The sequence below is a fragment of the Mycobacterium sp. genome (assembly GCF_019247635.1).
Lineage (GTDB): Bacteria > Actinomycetota > Actinomycetes > Mycobacteriales > Mycobacteriaceae > Mycobacterium.
Genome location: NZ_JAFBAR010000095.1, coordinates 1 through 17,372, shown reverse-complemented (window position 1 = coordinate 17,372; position 17,372 = coordinate 1). Strand labels below are relative to the sequence as shown.

The window sequence follows — 17,372 nt, the reverse complement described above, 5'->3', positions numbered from 1 at the left end:
CTCGTAGCCGGGCGGCCTCGAGTCTGCGTCCATGGCGGCGAGCCTGCGCCCAGAGCGAGTTTTCGCGATCTTTCACGCGCTAGCCGCAGGCTCGATCTGCCCACTCCGAGGCATTGGGTAGGCTGCTCGCATGGAATTGGCCCTGAAGATCACCCTGGTGGTCACCAGCGTGCTGGTCGTGCTGTTGGTGCTACTGCACCGCGCCAAGGGCGGCGGCCTGTCGACGCTGTTCGGCGGTGGTGTGCAGTCAAGCCTGTCCGGCTCGACCGTCGTGGAGAAGAACCTGGACTGGTTGACGCTGTTCATCACCGGGATCTGGCTGGTCTCCATCATCGGCATGGGACTGCTGATCAAGTACAAATAACCCGCCGCAACGCTACAAAGGCGGTGCTGCTCCCGCTGCTGACCGACTGACCTCCGTGGCTCACGGCAGCGGGCCGCCGGCGGCGATGGCGGCCAGCGTCGCGAACTGCTCTCCGTCCAACGAGGCGCCACCGACTAAGCCGCCGTCCACATCGGCCTGAGCAACGATGTCGCCCACGTTCTTAGCGTTCACCGACCCGCCGTAGAGCACCCGCACGGTATCGGCGATCTCCGCTGTGGCCAGCGTGCCCAGCTCGTTGCGGATCGCCGCACACACCTCCTGCGCGTCGGCAGCGCTGGCCACCCGACCCGTGCCGATCGCCCAGACCGGCTCATAGGCGATGACGACGTTGGCGATCTGCTTGTCCGACAACCCGGCCAGCGAACCGCGCAGCTGGTTTTCGCAGTGGCTGACGTGGTTGCCCGCCTCGCGGACCTCGAGGTGCTCGCCGATGCAGACGATCGGGGTCAACTCGTTTTTCAGTGCCGCCGCGGCCTTTTCGGCTACCACTGCGTCGTCCTCGTCGTGATAGGTGCGCCGCTCGGAGTGCCCGACGACGACAAAGCTGCAGCCCAGCTTGGCCAGGAAAGCTCCGCTGATGTCACCGGTGTAGGCGCCGGACTCGTGTTGCGAAAGGTCCTGAGCCCCATAGGTCAGTCGCAGTTTGTCGCCGTCGACCAGGGTCTGCACGCTGCGGAGGTTGGTGAACGGCGGGAGGACCGTGACGTCGACCTTGTCGTAGTACTTGTCCGGCAACGAGAATGCGATCTTTTGCACCAGCGCGATCGCCTCGAAGTGGTTGAGGTTCATCTTCCAGTTGCCGGCTATCAGTGGCTTGCGACTCACGAATCTCCTTCGGCCTTGTTTTGACCGGGTTGGGGCTCACCAAGCACCTCGATGCCCGGAAGCGTCTTGCCCTCAAGGTATTCCAGCGATGCGCCGCCGCCGGTGGAGATGTGCGAGAATGCGTCTTCGCCGATGTCGAGTGCCCGCACCGCGGCTGCGGAGTCGCCGCCACCGACCACGCTGAACGCGCCCTTGCGGGTGGCGGCGACGATCGCTTCGGCCACGCCCCGGGTACCCGCGGCGTAGGCCGGGAACTCGAACACCCCCATGGGCCCATTCCAGAAGACGGTTTCCGCGTTGGACAGCAGCGTGGTGAACCGTTTGACCGATCCCGGACCGATGTCCAAACCCAGCAGTTCGCTCGGGATCGCGTCGGCCGCAACGGTTTGCGGCGGTGAGTCGGCGGCGAACTTTTCGGTCACCACGATGTCCATCGGCAGGCGCAGCACGTCGACGTAGGTGTCCAGCAGCCGGCGGCAGGTGTCGATCATGTGCTCTTCCAGCAGTGACTTACCGACCGAAAAGCCTTGCGCGGCAAGGAAGGTAAAGCACATACCGCCGCCGATTACAATGCTGTCGGCCTTGGTTGCCAGCGACTCGATGACACCGAGTTTGTCGGACACCTTGGACCCGCCCAGCACCACCGCATAGGGGCGTTTCGTCGAACTGGTCAGCTGCTCTAGCACCTTGATCTCGTCGTCGACCAGAGTTCCGGCGTAATGCGGGAGCAGGGTGGCGACGTCGTAGACCGAAGCCTGCTTTCGGTGCACCACCCCGAAGCCATCGGAGACGAAAGCGCCTCCCGGCGAGACCAATTCGGCTAGCTGCTGCGCCAACGCCAGTCTTTCCCCGTCGACCTTGCTGGTCTCGCGCGCATCGAAGCGGATGTTCTCCAGCAGCAGGATGTCGCCGTCGGTCAGACCCTCGGCTCGCGCCAGCGCGTCGGTGCCGACCACATCGCCGGCCAACTGCACATGCTGACCCAGTTGCTCGCCGAGCGCGGCGGCCACCGGCGCCAACGACAGTTTCGGGTCGGGACCGTCCTTGGGCCGCCCCAGGTGGGCGGCGACCACCACCCTTGCCCCGGCCTCGAGCAGCGCTTTCAGCGTTGGCACCGACGCCGTAATGCGGCCGGAATCGGTGATCGCGCCGTCCTCGTCGAGCGGGACGTTCAGATCGGAGCGCACCAGAACGCCGCGGCCGCAAACACCTTCGGCCAGAAGGTCTTTAAGAGTCGGTACCGCCACGGTTAGAGCGACTTGCCCACGAGCGCCACCAGGTCGACGAGGCGGTTGGAGTAGCCCCATTCGTTGTCGTACCAGGACACCACTTTGGCTTGGTTGTCGATCACCTTGGTCAGGCCGGAGTCAAAGATCGAGCTGTGCGGGTCGGTGACGATGTCACTGGAGACGATCGGGGCGTCGTAGTACTTGAGGATGCCCTTGAGCTTGCCCTCGGCGGCGGCCTTGAACGCGGCGTTGATCTCGTCGGCCGCGGCGGCCTTGGAGAGCTCGGCGGTCAGATCGGTGACCGAACCGGTGGGGATGGGTACGCGCAGCGCGTACCCGTCGAGCTTGCCCTTGAGCTCCGGGAGCACCAGGCCGATGGCCTTGGCCGCCCCGGTGGAGGTCGGCACGATGTTGAGCCCGGCGGCGCGCGCACGGCGCAGGTCCTTGTGCGGGCCGTCCTGCAGGTTCTGGTCCTGGGTGTAGGCGTGGATGGTGGTCATCAGGCCCTTGACGATGCCGAACTCGTCGTTGAGGACCTTGGCCAGCGGCCCGAGGCAATTCGTGGTGCACGAGGCGTTGGAGATGATGTTCTGGCTGCCGTCGTACTTATCGTCGTTGACGCCCAGCACGATGGTGATGTCTTCGCCGGTGGCCGGAGCGGAGATGATCACCTTTTTGGCGCCGGCGTCCAGGTGGCCCTTGGCCTTGGCCGCGTTGGTGAACAGCCCGGTGGATTCGACGACGACATCGACACCCAGGTCGCCCCAGGGCAGCGCCGCCGGACCCTCGCGCACCTCGAGCGCCTTGATCTTCGCCGGGCCCACCACGATGGTGTCCTCGCCTTCCAGGCTCACGTCGTGGGGCAGCCGGCCCAGGATGGAGTCGAATTTCAGCAGGTGCGCCAGGGTGTTGTTGTCGGTGATGTCGTTGACGGCGATCACCTCGATATCCGCAATGCCCTCTTCCTGCTGCGCCAGGAGGGCCCGGTAGAAATTGCGTCCGATTCGACCGAAGCCGTTAATGCCTACTCGGACCGTCACGTGTCTCTCCCTGTCTTTGCTTGAACGTTCCGCTGATGAACCGCTCTCAGCCTAGATCAGTGATCAGCAACGGTCGCGGCGTCGGTAACAGTCCCGTGCCTTTGCTCCGTTTGCCCTGCGAGGGCAGGCGTCGGCGGATGGCGCCCGCGGCGGACGTGGTTTGACCGGAATTTCGCCATTGGCGGTCGTAGTGGGCGTTTAAGTCGCCGATGACCGCCGTGACCGAACCGTATTCAATGATCGGCAGCCCCGCGGGTCGAGATAGGCACGTTGCACATATCACAAGTTCCGCAGCACTGGCCCGACCCTCGGCTGGGTTGCGGGACACGCTCCTGCTCAAAGGGTCAACGCCACTGTTGGGAGACGGCGTCGGCCGAACGTAACCATTTGAAAACGGCGCGGTGCGGCGCGCGTCGGGTGCCACCTGGCCTCTGCACAATTTAGTCGGTCGTCGAGACGACGACTTCGGTACGGCTGTGGTTCTGCTGCACCACTTGATTGCGAATATCTGGGCGCGAATATGAGGAGTTGAACGTTGATGGCGATCCTTGATTGGTTCAACATCAAAGTAGTTGCCAGCGCTGGGTTGTGCGGAGCCGCACTAGCGTTCAGCCCCAACGCGGCAGCCACCCCACTGATGACGGGCGGCCACGCGTGCACGACAGGTGAAGCTGGACCCGCGGCAGCCGCAGGTGGAACGTTGACCGCCGCCGGCGGACCAGCTCCAGCCGCTGGCGCGCCACTGCCAGCAGCCGGCGGGCCAGCGCCCGCCGCTGGCGGGCCCCTGCCCGCGACCGGCGGCCCAGCGCCGGCCAACAGCGGACCAGCGCCGGCCACCGGCGGCCCAGCGCCGGCCAACAGCGGACCAGTGCCGGCCACCGGCGGCTGCCACACGTGCACAGCGAGCGAAGCTGGACCCGCGGGAGGCCCCGGTGGAGCGCTGACATCCGCCGGCGGTCCACTGCCGGCCCCTGGCGGGCCAGTGCCAGCCGCGGGCGGACCACTGCCAGCCGCGGGCGGACCACTGCCAGGCGCCGGCGGACCGCTGCCGGCCGCCGGCGGGGCGCCGGCCACGCAAGCGTGCACGACGGGCGCTCAACTCACTGATATGGCTGGTGCTCCGCTGGTCGTGCCAGGACCGGTGGCGGCTCCGGCGGGAGCACCCATACCGGTGGGTGCTCCGCTGATCGAGCTTGGACCGGCGGGTGCTCCGGTGCCGGCGGCTGCTCCGGTGCCGGCGGGTGCGGTTCCCGCAGGTGCGCCAGTACCCGTTGGCGCTCCAGTACCCGTAGGCGCCCCCGTACCCGTCGGCGCCCCGATACCGGCAGGTGCGGTGCCGGTAGGTGCTCCCGTGCCAGTGGGTGCGCCGGTGGCAGCAGGCGTTCCGGCGCCGGTGGTGCCCGTCGGTACTCCGCTGATTGCGCTCGGGCCGGCGGGTGCGCCGCTGCCGGCCGGTGCGCCGCTGCCGGCGGGCGGTCCAGTGGTTGACATGTCCGGGACCGGTAAGGGTGCGCCGACTGGTCCGGCGCCAACTACCGGGCCTGTGCCCGGTCAGCCACTGCCGCCCGGCCCGTCAGGTGCGCGTTAGGGCAGACGCTGTAACTACCGACATTCGGCGTCTACCGAACGCCTTAGTCACCCGTGGTCACATGCACCGGGAACTCGTCGCCAGGTTCAGGCCACGGCTGACGGGTCAGCATGTCCGCGACGTCGACGTAGCCCGCCTCGATCAAACCGGTCTTGGCGTCGACGATCCGATACCGCTGCTTCTGGATGTGGATCGGCTGGCCTTCCAGAATGATCACGCGGACGTCGCCTTCCGCGAAGTTGCAGCGTCGCTGCACCGCTTCCAGGAGTTGCTCGTTGTGTAGGTGGCCTTCACCAAAGTTCCACCCGACGAGCGGCCCGGCTACGACCTCACCCTCGCGCACCCTGTAGTCGGCTTCGTCGGGGACCGCACGGGGCAGCAGGCCGTTGAGCGCCCTGCCATGGGTGTGCATCGCCCGGAACGCCGCGACTTTGTCGGACATCACTTCGGCGGTCGCCGGATCGTAGAGCTTGGCCAGCTGATTGACAACGAGCGCAGAGCTTTTCACGACGTCGGCCTCGATCTTGTCCTCGGCGCCCGCCCGGAAACACCACAGGCTGGTGGCCCAGTTGCCCGCGTAGTAGCGCATCGCGGGCAGGAAGGAAATCTTCTCCGGGAAAAGGTTTCCGATCGGGACCATCGCGAGCGCGGCGACCAGGATGGCCAGCAGCAGCGGCGACCGCAAATCGACGGCACGGATCGCGGCATAGTGGCCGAACAGGTAGAACAGCGAGAAGATGAAAAATACGTTCCACTCCAACGGAACTCCCATCGGGAGGTTGGACAGGATGTTGAGGTGGAAGATCACCATGAACCCGATGAGGAACCACCGCCACGGTTGATCGCCGGCGACGAGGACCAGGACGGTCGGCACCAGGAATTCCGCGGTGGTGCCCCCAACGTGGGCCATCAGCTTGGGCAACAGGGACGGCCGCAGGTCGTTGACATGGTCGCGGTAGAGCAGGTGTTTCAGCGGCATGAACAGCCTGCCTCGCAGCAGCGCGTTATTGCTTGTCATCACGGCTACGACATAAGGGAAGTGGTGGTTGAGCTTGGAAGTCGCTGCGCCCCACCACAAGCCGAGCATGATGATCTTGAAAGCCGCGATCTGATCCGTGAACGGGAAGAAGAACACGATCAGTTTCAGCCAGTAGTGCTCGCCGCGGGCGGCCAGGAAGATGGTTTTGTCGCGCAGGCCCAGCACAGCGAGGGCGACGATGGTCGGTAACACCAGCACCGGATTGATCAGACCGACATCACCGGCGGCGGTGACCGGCCCGCCACGCCCTGGTGACAACAGCGCCCACACGGCACCGGTCAGGACGACGGCATAAAGGGCGACATCGACAACCGTGCGAGTATCACCGCGGGTGAATGGAACCTTGCCCGGCCACGCGGGAAGGCGAATTGTGTTGGGGCGCAACCAATAAAGGATCCCACCGATCGGCGGCATAAAGCGCCCGGTCAGCGGACCTGACCCACAGCCAAGCCCCAGGACTTCGAACAGCAGCGTGAAGATGACGACCTTCTGGTACACGATCGGTTGGATCCACCAGTCGGCGATGTGCCCCAGCCCGCCCAGGCCCGGGGTCAGCGAGATGATCGCAACGGGCGCGGCGATGTATAGACCGATCTTGAAGAGGTACAGCAGGTACACCGCATAGGGTGTACCGAAGCCGTGTTCGGCCCAGTGCCGGGTCACGACTTGCAACCGCGTCGCCCGCGGCAGGGTCGGCCAGATGTCGGGGTCGACGTCGGGAAGATCGGGTGCCATGAACCCCATGCGGGCGAATATTAATCCATCCCGCATCGCGAAATCGCGGTTCGGCTTAGCAGCCCCCGCCCCCACGTGGCACGACGAACCGCCGCTGCAGCTTCGCGATCAGGGTCACGAGTGCTTGCCGCTCCTGTTCTTCGACGAGCGTCAGACAGCCGCGGACGTGGTCGATCTCGTCACCGGCCCCACTGTCGGTGACTGCCTTGCGGGACTTGTCGATTCGGCGCTCGACATGCTCAAGGTGCTGGGTGAGGAGCTGGACAAAGTACGCGGCCTGACGGTGGTCGGCCGTCGGAGTAGACACCGCGGAAAGGTCCCTGGCCAGCGGCGGCAGGGGTTTCCCATGAGTGAAGTGCGGCGTCCGGTTGCTGCCGCTGCGGTGGCGGTTGGCGCGAACGCCAGGCGTGGCCGCGTCCATGTGTCTCCCCGAGCTCGGCGTCTGATGTTGAGTGGACGATAACGTACCGCCTCGGACGGCGCCATGGACGAGCGACGAAGCGGACGGTCACGAAAATCACTCTCCCGCCCGCGGGCGAGGACGTGGGATTTTCGGTCGCTACGATCGAGGGGCTCGCGCGCAGCGGGCCTCAAGCGGTCTTCCAGCGGCCTCAAGGAGCAAGGTGACTGATAGCGGTGACATCGGCAAATTCGATCCCGGGCTGACCAAGCGCCTGACGGGCTTGATGCGCAGGGCCCTCAAGACGTATTTCCGGTCCGAGGTGCACGGGCTGGAGTCCTTTCCGCCGGGGGGCGCGCTGGTGGTCGCCAACCACTCGGGCGGCCAGTTCCCGATGGACGTTCCGATCTTTAGCGTCGCCTTCTACGACAAGTTCGGCTACGACCGGCCGGTCTACACGCTGAGCCACGACTTCATCTTCATGGGTCCGACGGCCGACTTCTTCCGGCGGGTCGGCTACATCCGGGCCAACCGTGAGAACGCGGCCGCGGCGCTGCGGTCCGGCGGCGTCGTGGTGGTCTTTCCCGGCGGCGACTACGACGTGTACCGGCCGACGGTGTCGGAAAACGTCATTGACTTCAACGGTCGCACGGGATACGTCCGCACGGCTATCGAAGCGGGCGTGCCGATCGTGCCCGCGGTGTCCATCGGCGGGCAGGAGACCCAGCTTTACCTTTCCCGCGGCAGGTGGCTGGCCCGGACACTACAGCTGAAACGCCTGATGCGCGTAGATATCCTGCCGCTGTCGTTCGGCTTTCCGTTCGGGTTCAGCGCCGCGATCCCGCCCAACCTGCCGCTGCCCGCCAAGATCGTCACCCAGGTGCTCGAGCCGATCGACATAGCCAGGGAGTTCGGCGAGGATCCCGATGTCGCCGAGGTCGACGAGCACGTGCGGTCGGTGATGCAGGACGCCCTCAACGATCTCGCCGCCCACCGACGTTTCCCGATTCTGGGCTGAGCCATGGCATCTCGTATCAATGACACCGTCGGATTGATCAGCACCCTGGCGCGCGCTCGGATGATCGCGCCGCTGCGGCCGGACCGCTACCTGAAGATGGCCGCGGCCATGCGCCGCGAAGGCCTGGGGATGACGGTGGGCTTCGCCACCGCGGCGCAACGCTGCCCGGACCGGCCCGGCTTGATCGACGAGCTGGGCACGCTGACCTGGCGCCAGCTCGACGAGCGGATCAACGCGCTGGGCGCCGCGCTGCAGGACCTTCCCTCCGGCCAGCCACAGGTTGTCGGCATCATGTGCCGCAATCACCGCGGTTTCGTCGAGGCGTTGGTGGGCGCCAACCGCATCGGCTCCGACATCCTCTTGCTGAACACATCGTTCGCCGGACCGGCGCTGGCCGACGTGGTCAACCGCGAGGATGTCGACGCTGTCATTTACGACGAGGAATTCACCGCAACGGTGGACCGCGCGCTGGCCGACAAGCCGAACGCGACGCGCATCGTGGCATGGACCGACGGCGAGCACGACCGCACGGTCGAGAAGCTCATCGCCGAGCACATCGGCCAGCAGCCCGAGCGCACCGGCCGCAAAGGCAAGGTGATCCTGCTGACCTCGGGCACCACCGGAGCGCCCAAGGGCGCCAAGCAATCTGGCGGCGGAGCTGGAGTTGGAACACTCAAGGCGATCCTGGACCGCACACCCTGGCGGGCCGAGGAACCCATCGTGATCGTGGCGCCGATGTTTCACGCGTGGGGCTTTTCGCAGTTGATCTTCGCCGCGTCGATGGCCTGCACGGTGGTCACCCGCCGCAAATTCGACCCGGAGGCCACGCTGGACCTGATCGATCGCTACCAGGCAACAGGTCTGGCGGTGGTGCCGGTGATGTTCGACCGCATCATGGAGTTGCCCGCCGAAGTCCGCGGCCGCTACAGCGGACGATCGTTGCGCTTTGCCGCCGCATCCGGTTCCCGGATGCGACCCGACGTCGTCATCGCGTTCATGGATCAGTTCGGGGACGTGATCTATAACAACTACAACGCCACCGAAGCCGGCATGATCGCCACCGCAACGCCGGCCGACCTGCGGGCCGCCCCCGACACCGCGGGCAGGCCGGCTGGCGGAACCGAAATCCGCATCCTGGACTCAGATTTCAACGAAATGCCCACCGGCGAAGTCGGCACGATCTACGTCCGCAACGACACCCAGTTCGACGGCTACACATCCGGCAAGACCAAGCATTTCCACGCCGACTTCATGTCCTCCGGTGACGTCGGCTACCTCGACGAGGCCGGTCGGCTCTTCGTCGTTGGGCGGGACGACGAGATGATCGTCTCCGGGGGCGAGAACGTCTACCCGATCGAGGTGGAGAAGACGCTGACGGCACATCCCGACGTCGCGGAGGCCGCGGTGATCGGTGTGGACGACGAGCAATACGGCCAGCGACTGGCGGCGTTCGTGGTGCTCGAGCCCGGCGCGTCGGCCGACGTCGAGGCCCTCAAGCAGCACGTCCGGGAAAACCTGGCCAATTACAAGGTGCCTCGGGAACTCTCGATCCTCGACGAGCTGCCCCGCGGTAACACCGGCAAGATCCTGCGCAACGAACTCAAGGCACGGGTGGGGGACTCATGAAATTTCGGCTAACGCGGCGGCCGCTGACCCGCGGGCTGGTGGAATTCCTCAACGCCGCCAACGGATTACGCCCGCTGACCCGCAACGCTTACGCCGCGGTGCCGGTGTTCTGGTTCGGGTGGCCGACCTCGGAGGTGCCGGGCCTGTATGCCACCGCGTCCGCGCTGGACGTCGTGCGCCGCGGTCGCCGCGGCGACTTCGCCGGGCCGAAAGGCAAAGCGGCGCTGGCCCTGACGGCCGCGTCCTGGGCGATCCTGGGCGTGATCCGCTACCGCGGTACCACCACCCCCGGCCCGGTGCTGGAGTCGGGGCTGACCGAACAGCTGGGCCCGGAGTACGCCGAGGAACTGAGCAAGCTCCCCACCCAGCCGACCAAGAGTGGCCGACGCAACCTCCCGCTGCGAACAGCGGTGGCACGCAGGCGCTACGTGGAGAAGACCAACATCGTGTCCTACGGACCGCACGGGCGGGCCAACCTGGCTGATATCTGGCGGAACCGCGACCTGCCGCGCGACGGCAAGGCGCCGGTGTTGCTACAGGTGCCCGGCGGCGCGTGGATGATCGGGTGGCGTCGGCCCCAGGCGTATCCCCTGATGAGCCACCTGGTTGCCCGCGGTTGGGTGTGCGTGTCGATCAGCTACCGAGTCGCTCCCGTGCACACCTGGCCCGACCACATCGTCGATGTCAAGCGCGCGCTGAGCTGGGTCAAGGAGAACATCGCGGCCTACGGTGGCGACCCGAATTTCGTTGCGATCAGCGGTGGTTCGGCCGGCGGCCATCTTTGCGCGTTGGCGGCCCTGACGCAGAACGATCCCGCATTTCAGCCCGACTTCGAAGAGGCCGACACCTCGGTGGTCGCGGCCGTCCCGTTCTACGGGCGCTACGACTGGTTTTCCACCGAGGCAAAGGGCCGCGCCGACTTCGTCGAAATCCTGGAAAGGATGGTAGTCAAGCAGAAACTCGCCACCCACCGGGATATCTATCTGGACGCGTCCCCGATCCAGCACGTAAAAGCCGACGCGCCACCGTTTTTCGTGCTGCACGGCAGCAACGACTCGCTGATCCCGGTGGAAGAGGCGCGCGAGTTCGTCGACGAACTGCGGCAAGTCTCCAAGGCCCCGGTCGCCTACGCCGAATTGCCCTACGCCCAACACGCTTTCGACATCTTCGGCTCACCACGAGCGCATAAGTCCGCCGAGGCCGTCGCCCGGTTTTTGTCCTGGGTGTACGCGACCAACCCGCCCGCGGCTACCTGAGTCCCGCCGCTTTCTCGAGTTCGGTCAGCGCCGGTTCCACGGCACGCGCCATCTCGTCGATGTCATTGGCGACTTCGGGTGTGGTGACGAAGCCGAAATCCAGGTACTTCTCGTAGGAGAAGCAGGTGATGTTCAGGGCGATGTCCATCACCGGCGGCCCGAGTGGCACCAGCGACTCCAGCTTGGCGCCGGCCATGTACAACGGCATCTGCGGCCCGGGAACGTTGGACACGACCAGGTTCAGTGGGGCCAGGTTGTGCGATAACCCCGACGCCGTATACGCACGCGCCGCCAGCTGCAGCAGCCCGGGCGGCGTGGTCTCGGTGAGGCCCATGATCTGATGCGCCGAGAGCGCCTTGGCCATTCCCTTTGCACTCTGCGTGCTTTCGTGGATGGCCTTGATTCGTTTGGCGGGGTCTTCGATGTCGGTGGCCAACGACGCGGTCATCGAGCTGATCTTGTTGCCGACTTCGTCCTTGCTTTCGCTGGTGCGCGTCGATACCGGGATCTGGGCGATCAGCGGTTTGTCCGGCAGCTCATCGTGTTTCAGCAGGTACTCGCGGGCGGCGCCGGCTACGAGCGCAAGCACGACGTCGTTGAGTTTGACGCCATAGGCGTCCTTGACAACCTTGGCGCGCTCCAGCTCGACGCGGCACCCGGTGATCCGCCGGTGCGGTGACACCGTCGCGTTGAATCGGGTCTTGGGCGCCTCGAAGTAGCCCGGCGGTTTCTGGCTCACGCCCAGCGCGGCGATCTGCTGCCGAACCGTCTGCTCTAGCAGTCTGGTGATCCGAAACGGCGTCTTGACCGCCACGTTGTACAGCGCACCCAGCGCGCGCCGCTCCAGGCCGGGCAACTGGAATCCCACCAGCGAACCCACCGTCTCCTTGTTGGCCGGTCGGGGTTCGGGGGTGACGTCCAACAGGATTTCGCCCAGGCCCGCTCCCGAAACCCCGTCGACGATGGCGTGGTGCATCTTGGTCAGCGTCGCGATCCGGTTGCCCTTGACGCCCTCGATGACCCACAGCTCCCACAGCGGTCGGGAGCGGTCCAGTTTGTAGGACATCAACCGGCCCACCAACTCGTCGACCTCACGCCGGCCACCCGGGGCAGGGACGCCGATGCGGCGAAGGTGGAAGTCGATATCGAGGTCCTCGTCCTCGACGAACCAGGGCCGATCCAGCCCGAGCGGGGCGCCGGTAACGCGCCAGCGGAGCTGCGGCAACTCCGGCAACCGCTCGATCAGCATTTCGCGCAGTCGCTGGAAGCTGTAGTCGGGAGCATCGGTGAGATCGCAGATCGCCAATGCACCGACGTGCATATGCCAGCCCGCCGTTTCGGCAGACCAGAACGCTGCGTCAACACTCGAAAGCCGCTTCATGCCATGACCGTAGCCCGCACGTCAGGCATCCTCCAGCAGGTCCGGCGTCACCGCGGATTCGGTATCGGGAATGCCTTCCACCTTCGCCTTGCGATCGGCCATCGACAGCAACCGCCGAATACGGCCCGCCACAGCGTCTTTCGTCATCGGCGGGTCAGCGAGCCGGCCCAATTCCTCCAGGGACGCCTGCCGGTGCTCGACGCGCAGCTTGCCGGCCGAGGCCAGATGATCCGGCACGCCGTCGCCGAGTATGTCCAGCGCCCGCTCCACCCGGGCCGCCGCCGCCACCGCGGCCCGTGCCGAGCGGCGCAGGTTGGCGTCGTCGAAGTTGGCCAACCGGTTGGCCGTCGCGCGCACCTCGCGCCGCATCCGGCGTTCCTCCCAGACCAGGCGGGTGTCCTGGGCACCCATCCGGGTCAACAACGCGCCGATCGCCTCGCCGTCGCGCACCACCACGCGATCCGCGCCGCGTACCTCGCGGGCCTTGGCGCTGACGCCCAGCCGGCGCGCCGCGCCCACCAACGCAAGCGCAGCCTCCGGCCCTGGGCAACTGACCTCCAGCGCCGAAGACCGTCCCGGCTCGGTCAACGAACCATGTGCCAAGAATGCCCCTCGCCACGCGGCTTCGGCGTCGGCGACACTGCCTCCCACGACTTGGGCCGGCAGCCCGCGCACCGGCCGCCCGCGCATGTCGAGCAGCCCGGTCTGACGTGCCAGCGCCTCACCATCGCTGGCAACCCGCAGCACATAGCGAGTGCTCTTGCGAATCCCGCTGGCCGACAACACATGCACAACCGCGTTGTAGCCGTAGAGGTCATAGATGTCCTTGCGCAACCGCCGCGCGATGCTGCCCAAGTCCACCTCGGCCTCGACCACCACCCGGCCGGCCACGATGTGCAGCCCACCAGCGAACCGCAGCAGGGACGTCACTTCCGCGCGCCGGGCGCTGACCGATTTCACCAGTAGACGGCTCAGCTCGTCCTTGACTTCGGTCGTCATCGCCACGCGTCGTCACCCCTCGGTCCATCGCTCCCCGGTCCAGGCACACCGGTCTGCTGACGCTCGCCGCCAATCCGCAACTCCTCGGTGGCCGCCGTTGTTGGCCCTGCCGGACGCTTGTCGCGCACCCGCACCCCATCCAGGGCTGCCGCCAACTTGCCTGGGTCATGTAAAGGTGTACCAGGTCTGGCCACATCGACGAAGTGGACCTCGGCCTGCAGCAGTGTCGCGGTGCGGCGCAGTTGTTCCCGTTCCCGATCGCTGGGCACACGTTCGGCGTCGATCACGATGTCGTGGACGGTGAATCCCGGCGCGTGCTGGGCCAGCACATGCAGGTGCCGCTCCACCGAGAAACCGGCCGTCTCCCCCGGCTCGGCCACCAAGTTCAGCACCAGCGCCCGTCGGGCCGTGGTGGCTCGCAGGGCCGCGGCCAGTCCCGGCACCAACACATGCGGAAGCACGCTGGTGAACCACGACCCGGGCCCCAGCACCACCAGATCGGCGGCCATGATCGCGTCGACGGCCTGCCGGGTGGCCGGCGGATCGGCCGGAAGCAATCGGACCCGCCGCACCTTGCCCGGCGTGGTCGCGATGGCGACCTGCCCGCGGATCAACCGGAAGATCCGCGGGTCGGCCTCCAGGCCCGACACGTCGGCCTCGATCTGCAGGGCGATCGGGCACATCGGCAACACCCGACCCTTGACGCCGAGGATCCGCCCGAGTTCGTCGAGCGCGGCGACCGGGTCGCCCAGGACTTCGCTGAGGCCGGCCAGCATCAGGTTGCCGATCGGATGTCCGGCCAGGGCGCCGCTGCCCCCGAATCGGTGCTGCAGGATGGTGGCCCACAGGCGCCCATATGGGCTGTCGGATGCCAAGGCCGCCAACGCCATTCGCAGATCACCCGGCGGTATCACCTCCAGTTCGCTGCGCAGCCGGCCCGAGGAGCCCCCGTCATCGGCGACCGTCACTATCGCTGTGACATGGGGCGTCAGGCGGCGCGCCGCGGACAGCGTCGCGTGCAGGCCGTGTCCGCCGCCCAGCGCCACTATGCAGTCCGTCATTCGCGACCCAGGTCCCGGTGCAACACCCGCACCGACAGTTGCAGATCGGACTGCAGTAATCCCATCAACGCTTCCGCGATCGCCACACTGCGGTGCTTGCCGCCGGTGCAGCCAACCGCGATCGTCATGTAGCGCTTCCCTTCCCGGCGATAGCCGTCGACAACCAGGGATAGCAATCGATGGTAAGTCTCGAGGAACTCGGCCGCTCCGGGTTGGCCGAGCACGTAGTCGCGAACCTCCGGGTGTTGGCCGGTGAGGGGGCGCAACTCGTCGACCCAGTGCGGATTGGGCAGGAACCGGACGTCCATGACCATGTCGGCGTCCATCGGCAGGCCGTACTTGAAACCGAACGATTCGACCGTGACGCTGGTGGTCGCCGCGCCGCCGCCGGCGAAGGCCCGCTCGATGCTTTCCCGCAAGCCCCGAACCGACAGCGTCGACGTGTCGATGATCAGGTCGGCGGTGGCCCGAACCGGGGCCAGCATCCGTCGCTCCGCGGCGATGCCTTCGGCCAGGGTCTGCTCGCCCTGTAGCGGATGGCTGCGTCGATTCTGTTCGTAGCGGCGGACCAGCATGTCGTCGGACGCCTCCATGAACACCACCCGGGGGGTGATGTTGCGGGTGGCCAGTTCATTGCGCACCTCGTCCAGGTCGCCGGTAAATCCGCGGGACCGCACGTCCATCACCACGGCCAGTTGGGTGATGCGGGACCCGGCCGCCAACCCGAAATCGACCATCCGGGTGATCAACTGGGGTGGCAAATTGTCGGCCACATACCAGCCCAGGTCCTCGAGCACTTTGGCCGCGGTGCCGCGCCCGGCTCCCGACAGGCCGGTCACCAGCACGACGTCGATGTCGGCCGGTGTTTCCTCGACGGTCATTGTTGAGCTCCGCCGGAGCCGTTGGCCTCCCGGGGTTCGGGTCGCAGCGCCTCGAGGACCGCGGTGGCCGTGGCCACCCCGATCCCTGGAACGGCAGTGATCTGGTCGACGGTGGCCTCCTTGAGGCGGGCTATCGATCCGAAGTGGGTCACCAAAGCCTTCCGACGATGCTCTCCCAATCCGGGCACCGCGTCCAGCGCCGATGCCGTCATCCGCTTGGATCGCTTGCTGCGATGGTAGGTGATGGCAAACCGGTGCGCCTCGTCACGCACCCGCTGCAACAGGTAGAGCCCCTCGCTGTTGCGCGGCATGATGATCGGGTCCGGCTCCGAGGGCACCCACACCTCTTCCAGCCGTTTGGCCAGACCGATCACCGCGACGTCGGTGATGCCGAGGTCGTCGAGCACCGCGCTGGCCGCATTGACCTGTGCCGCACCGCCATCCACCACGTACAGATTGGGCGGGTAGGCGAACCTGCGCGATTTGCCTTCTGGGGAAAGGAGATTCGGATCATTCTGGTCTTGCAGGTGGCGTAGGAACCGGCGGCGGGTCACCTCTGCGATGGAGGCGACGTCGTCGGAGCGGCCTCGGCCCGCTGCTTCCCGGATGCCGAAGTGCCGGTAGTCCGATTTGCGGGGCAGTCCATCCTCGAACACCACCAGGGAGCCCACCACGTCGGTGCCCTGCACGTGGCTGACGTCGACGCACTCGATCCTCAGCGGGGCCTCGGCCAGACCCAGCGCTTCCTGAATGTTCTGCAGCGCCGCTGATCTGGCGGTGAAGTCGCCCGCCCGCTTCAGCTTGTGTTGCTGCAGGGCATCTTTCGCGTTGCGGTGCACGGTGTCGGCCAGCGCCCGCTTGTCGCCACGGCGCGGCACCCTGATGGCGACCCGGGATCCGCGCAGACTCGACAGCCAGGTTGCCAACTCCTCGGTGTTGGACGGCAGGCACGGCACCAGCACCTCGCGCGGAACCGGGTTGGCGGCCCCGTCGGCGGCGCCGTCCAGTTCCACCTGGTCGCCATAGAACTGGGTGAGGAATTGCTCGACCAGCTGTTCCTCGCCGGATTCGCCCGGGCCCCCGGGCTTTTCGACGATCCAGCCGCGCTGGCCGCGAACACGCCCGCCGCGGACGTGGAACACCTGCACCGCCGCCTGCAGTTCGTCGTCGGCGAAGGCCACCACGTCGGCGTCGGTGCCGTCGCCGAGCACCACCGCCTGCTTTTCCATGGCGCGCTTCAGCGCGCCGAGGTCGTCACGGAGGCGTGCCGCGCGCTCGAAGTCGAGTTGGTCGGATGCCGCGTGCATCTTGTGTTCCAGCTCTTTGGCGAACCGGTCCGTCTTGCCCGACAGGAAGTCGCAGAAGTCTTCTACGATCCGGCGATGCTGCTCGGCGCTGACCCGGCCGACACACGGCGCCGAGCATTTGTCGATGTAGCCGAGCAGGCAGGGGCGGTCAATTTGACTGTGCCGCTTGAACACTCCGGCCGAACAGGTCCTCGCCGGAAACACCCTCGTCAGCAGGTCGAGCGTTTCACGGATGGCCCACGCGTGCGAGTACGGCCCGAAATACCGCACGCCTTTGCGACGCGGCCCCCGGTAGACCATGAGCCGGGGATACTCCTCGTTGAGGGTGACGGCCAGCACCGGATACGACTTGTCGTCGCGGTAACGGACGTTGAATCGCGGATCGAACTCCTTGATCCAGTTGTATTCCAGCTGCAGCGCCTCGACCTCGGTTTTGACCACCGTCCACTCCACCTTGGCGGCGGTGGTCACCATCTGCCGAGTCCGCGGGTGCAGGCTCGCGACGTCGGCGAAATAGGAGGTCAGCCGGCTGCGCAGGCTTTTGGCCTTGCCGACGTAGATCACCCGGCCGTACTGGTCCCGGAATCGATATACGCCGGGCT

General features: G+C 66.5%; 15 protein-coding genes. 5 read left to right on the top strand and 10 right to left on the bottom strand.

All coding sequences use genetic code 11. The annotated features are described in order from the left end of the window. Nucleotides 1-130 precede the first annotated feature (130 nt). Nucleotides 131-364, top strand: a complete 234-nt coding sequence (gene secG, locus JO236_RS15815; protein WP_293332061.1) for a preprotein translocase subunit SecG — start codon at nucleotides 131-133, stop codon at nucleotides 362-364. A gap of 60 nt (nucleotides 365-424) precedes the next feature. Here secG and tpiA read toward each other — a convergent pair whose 3' ends face one another. The 3 genes from tpiA to gap are packed head-to-tail and all read right to left on the bottom strand — an operon-like array spanning nucleotide 425 to nucleotide 3,479. Continuing rightward, nucleotides 425-1,210 carry a triose-phosphate isomerase gene (tpiA, locus tag JO236_RS15810; RefSeq protein WP_293332058.1) on the bottom strand — a complete coding sequence of 262 codons (786 nt, stop codon included), beginning with the start codon at nucleotides 1,208-1,210 and terminating at the stop codon, nucleotides 425-427. After that, nucleotides 1,207-2,457: a phosphoglycerate kinase gene (locus tag JO236_RS15805; protein ID WP_293332055.1), complete on the bottom strand. Its 1,251-nt coding sequence runs from the start codon at nucleotides 2,455-2,457 to the stop codon at nucleotides 1,207-1,209. Before JO236_RS15805 ends, tpiA begins: the two co-directional genes overlap by 4 nt. 2 nt (nucleotides 2,458-2,459) lie before the next feature. Next, a complete protein-coding gene (gene gap, locus JO236_RS15800; protein ID WP_293332052.1) occupies nucleotides 2,460-3,479 on the bottom strand; it encodes a type I glyceraldehyde-3-phosphate dehydrogenase in 1,020 nt (339 codons plus the stop codon). Nucleotides 3,480-4,419: 940 nt separating this feature from the next. Between gap and JO236_RS22540 the strand changes: the two genes are divergently transcribed. Next, entirely contained in the window at nucleotides 4,420-5,067 is a 648-nt protein-coding gene (locus JO236_RS22540) for a beta-xylosidase (protein ID WP_416362262.1), read from the top strand. Nucleotides 5,068-5,110: 43 nt separating this feature from the next. On the opposite strand, the gene JO236_RS15790 is transcribed toward JO236_RS22540, so the two are convergent. Together JO236_RS15790 and JO236_RS15785 are read right to left on the bottom strand one after the other, a co-directional pair. After that, nucleotides 5,111-6,850, bottom strand: coding sequence for a DUF3556 domain-containing protein (locus tag JO236_RS15790; RefSeq protein WP_293332049.1), 1,740 nt, complete (start codon nucleotides 6,848-6,850; stop codon nucleotides 5,111-5,113). 46 nt (nucleotides 6,851-6,896) lie between these two features. Then, on the bottom strand, nucleotides 6,897-7,262 hold the full coding sequence (locus JO236_RS15785) for a hypothetical protein (protein WP_293332046.1): 366 nt from the start codon (nucleotides 7,260-7,262) through the stop codon (nucleotides 6,897-6,899). Between the two features lie 265 nt (nucleotides 7,263-7,527). Here JO236_RS15785 and JO236_RS15780 point away from each other — a divergent pair, with 265 nt between their 5' ends. Genes JO236_RS15780 through JO236_RS15770 form a run of 3 tightly spaced genes read left to right on the top strand, consistent with a single transcriptional unit; the run spans nucleotide 7,528 to nucleotide 11,141 of the window. Next, the gene (locus JO236_RS15780) at nucleotides 7,528-8,259 is read left to right on the top strand and encodes a 1-acyl-sn-glycerol-3-phosphate acyltransferase (protein WP_293332141.1); all 732 of its coding nucleotides are present in this window, start codon (nucleotides 7,528-7,530) and stop codon (nucleotides 8,257-8,259) included. A 3-nt stretch (nucleotides 8,260-8,262) separates the two neighbouring features. Further along, entirely contained in the window at nucleotides 8,263-9,885 is a 1,623-nt protein-coding gene (gene fadD12 / locus JO236_RS15775) for an acyl-CoA ligase FadD12 (RefSeq protein WP_293332043.1), read from the top strand. Beyond that, nucleotides 9,882-11,141: an alpha/beta hydrolase gene (locus tag JO236_RS15770; protein ID WP_293332040.1), complete on the top strand. Its 1,260-nt coding sequence runs from the start codon at nucleotides 9,882-9,884 to the stop codon at nucleotides 11,139-11,141. The genes fadD12 and JO236_RS15770 overlap by 4 nt, the downstream gene beginning before the upstream one ends. Here the strand turns inward: JO236_RS15770 and JO236_RS15765 are convergent. From JO236_RS15765 to uvrC, 5 genes are all read right to left on the bottom strand, one after another. Then, entirely contained in the window at nucleotides 11,134-12,522 is a 1,389-nt protein-coding gene (locus JO236_RS15765; protein ID WP_293332037.1) for a WS/DGAT/MGAT family O-acyltransferase, read from the bottom strand. The genes JO236_RS15770 and JO236_RS15765 overlap by 8 nt on opposite strands. 21 nt (nucleotides 12,523-12,543) lie before the next feature. After that, complete coding sequence (whiA, locus tag JO236_RS15760) at nucleotides 12,544-13,521, bottom strand: DNA-binding protein WhiA (RefSeq protein ID WP_293332034.1); 978 nt, start codon at nucleotides 13,519-13,521, stop codon at nucleotides 12,544-12,546. Then, nucleotides 13,518-14,582 carry a uridine diphosphate-N-acetylglucosamine-binding protein YvcK gene (gene yvcK / locus JO236_RS15755; protein WP_293332031.1) on the bottom strand — a complete coding sequence of 355 codons (1,065 nt, stop codon included), beginning with the start codon at nucleotides 14,580-14,582 and terminating at the stop codon, nucleotides 13,518-13,520. Before yvcK ends, whiA begins: the two co-directional genes overlap by 4 nt. Beyond that, entirely contained in the window at nucleotides 14,579-15,463 is an 885-nt protein-coding gene (rapZ, locus tag JO236_RS15750; protein ID WP_293332028.1) for an RNase adapter RapZ, read from the bottom strand. The genes yvcK and rapZ overlap by 4 nt, the downstream gene beginning before the upstream one ends. Next, nucleotides 15,460-17,372: excinuclease ABC subunit UvrC (gene uvrC / locus JO236_RS15745; RefSeq protein WP_293332025.1), on the bottom strand; the 1,913-nt coding region annotated here is incomplete at its 5' end. The genes rapZ and uvrC, both read right to left, overlap by 4 nt.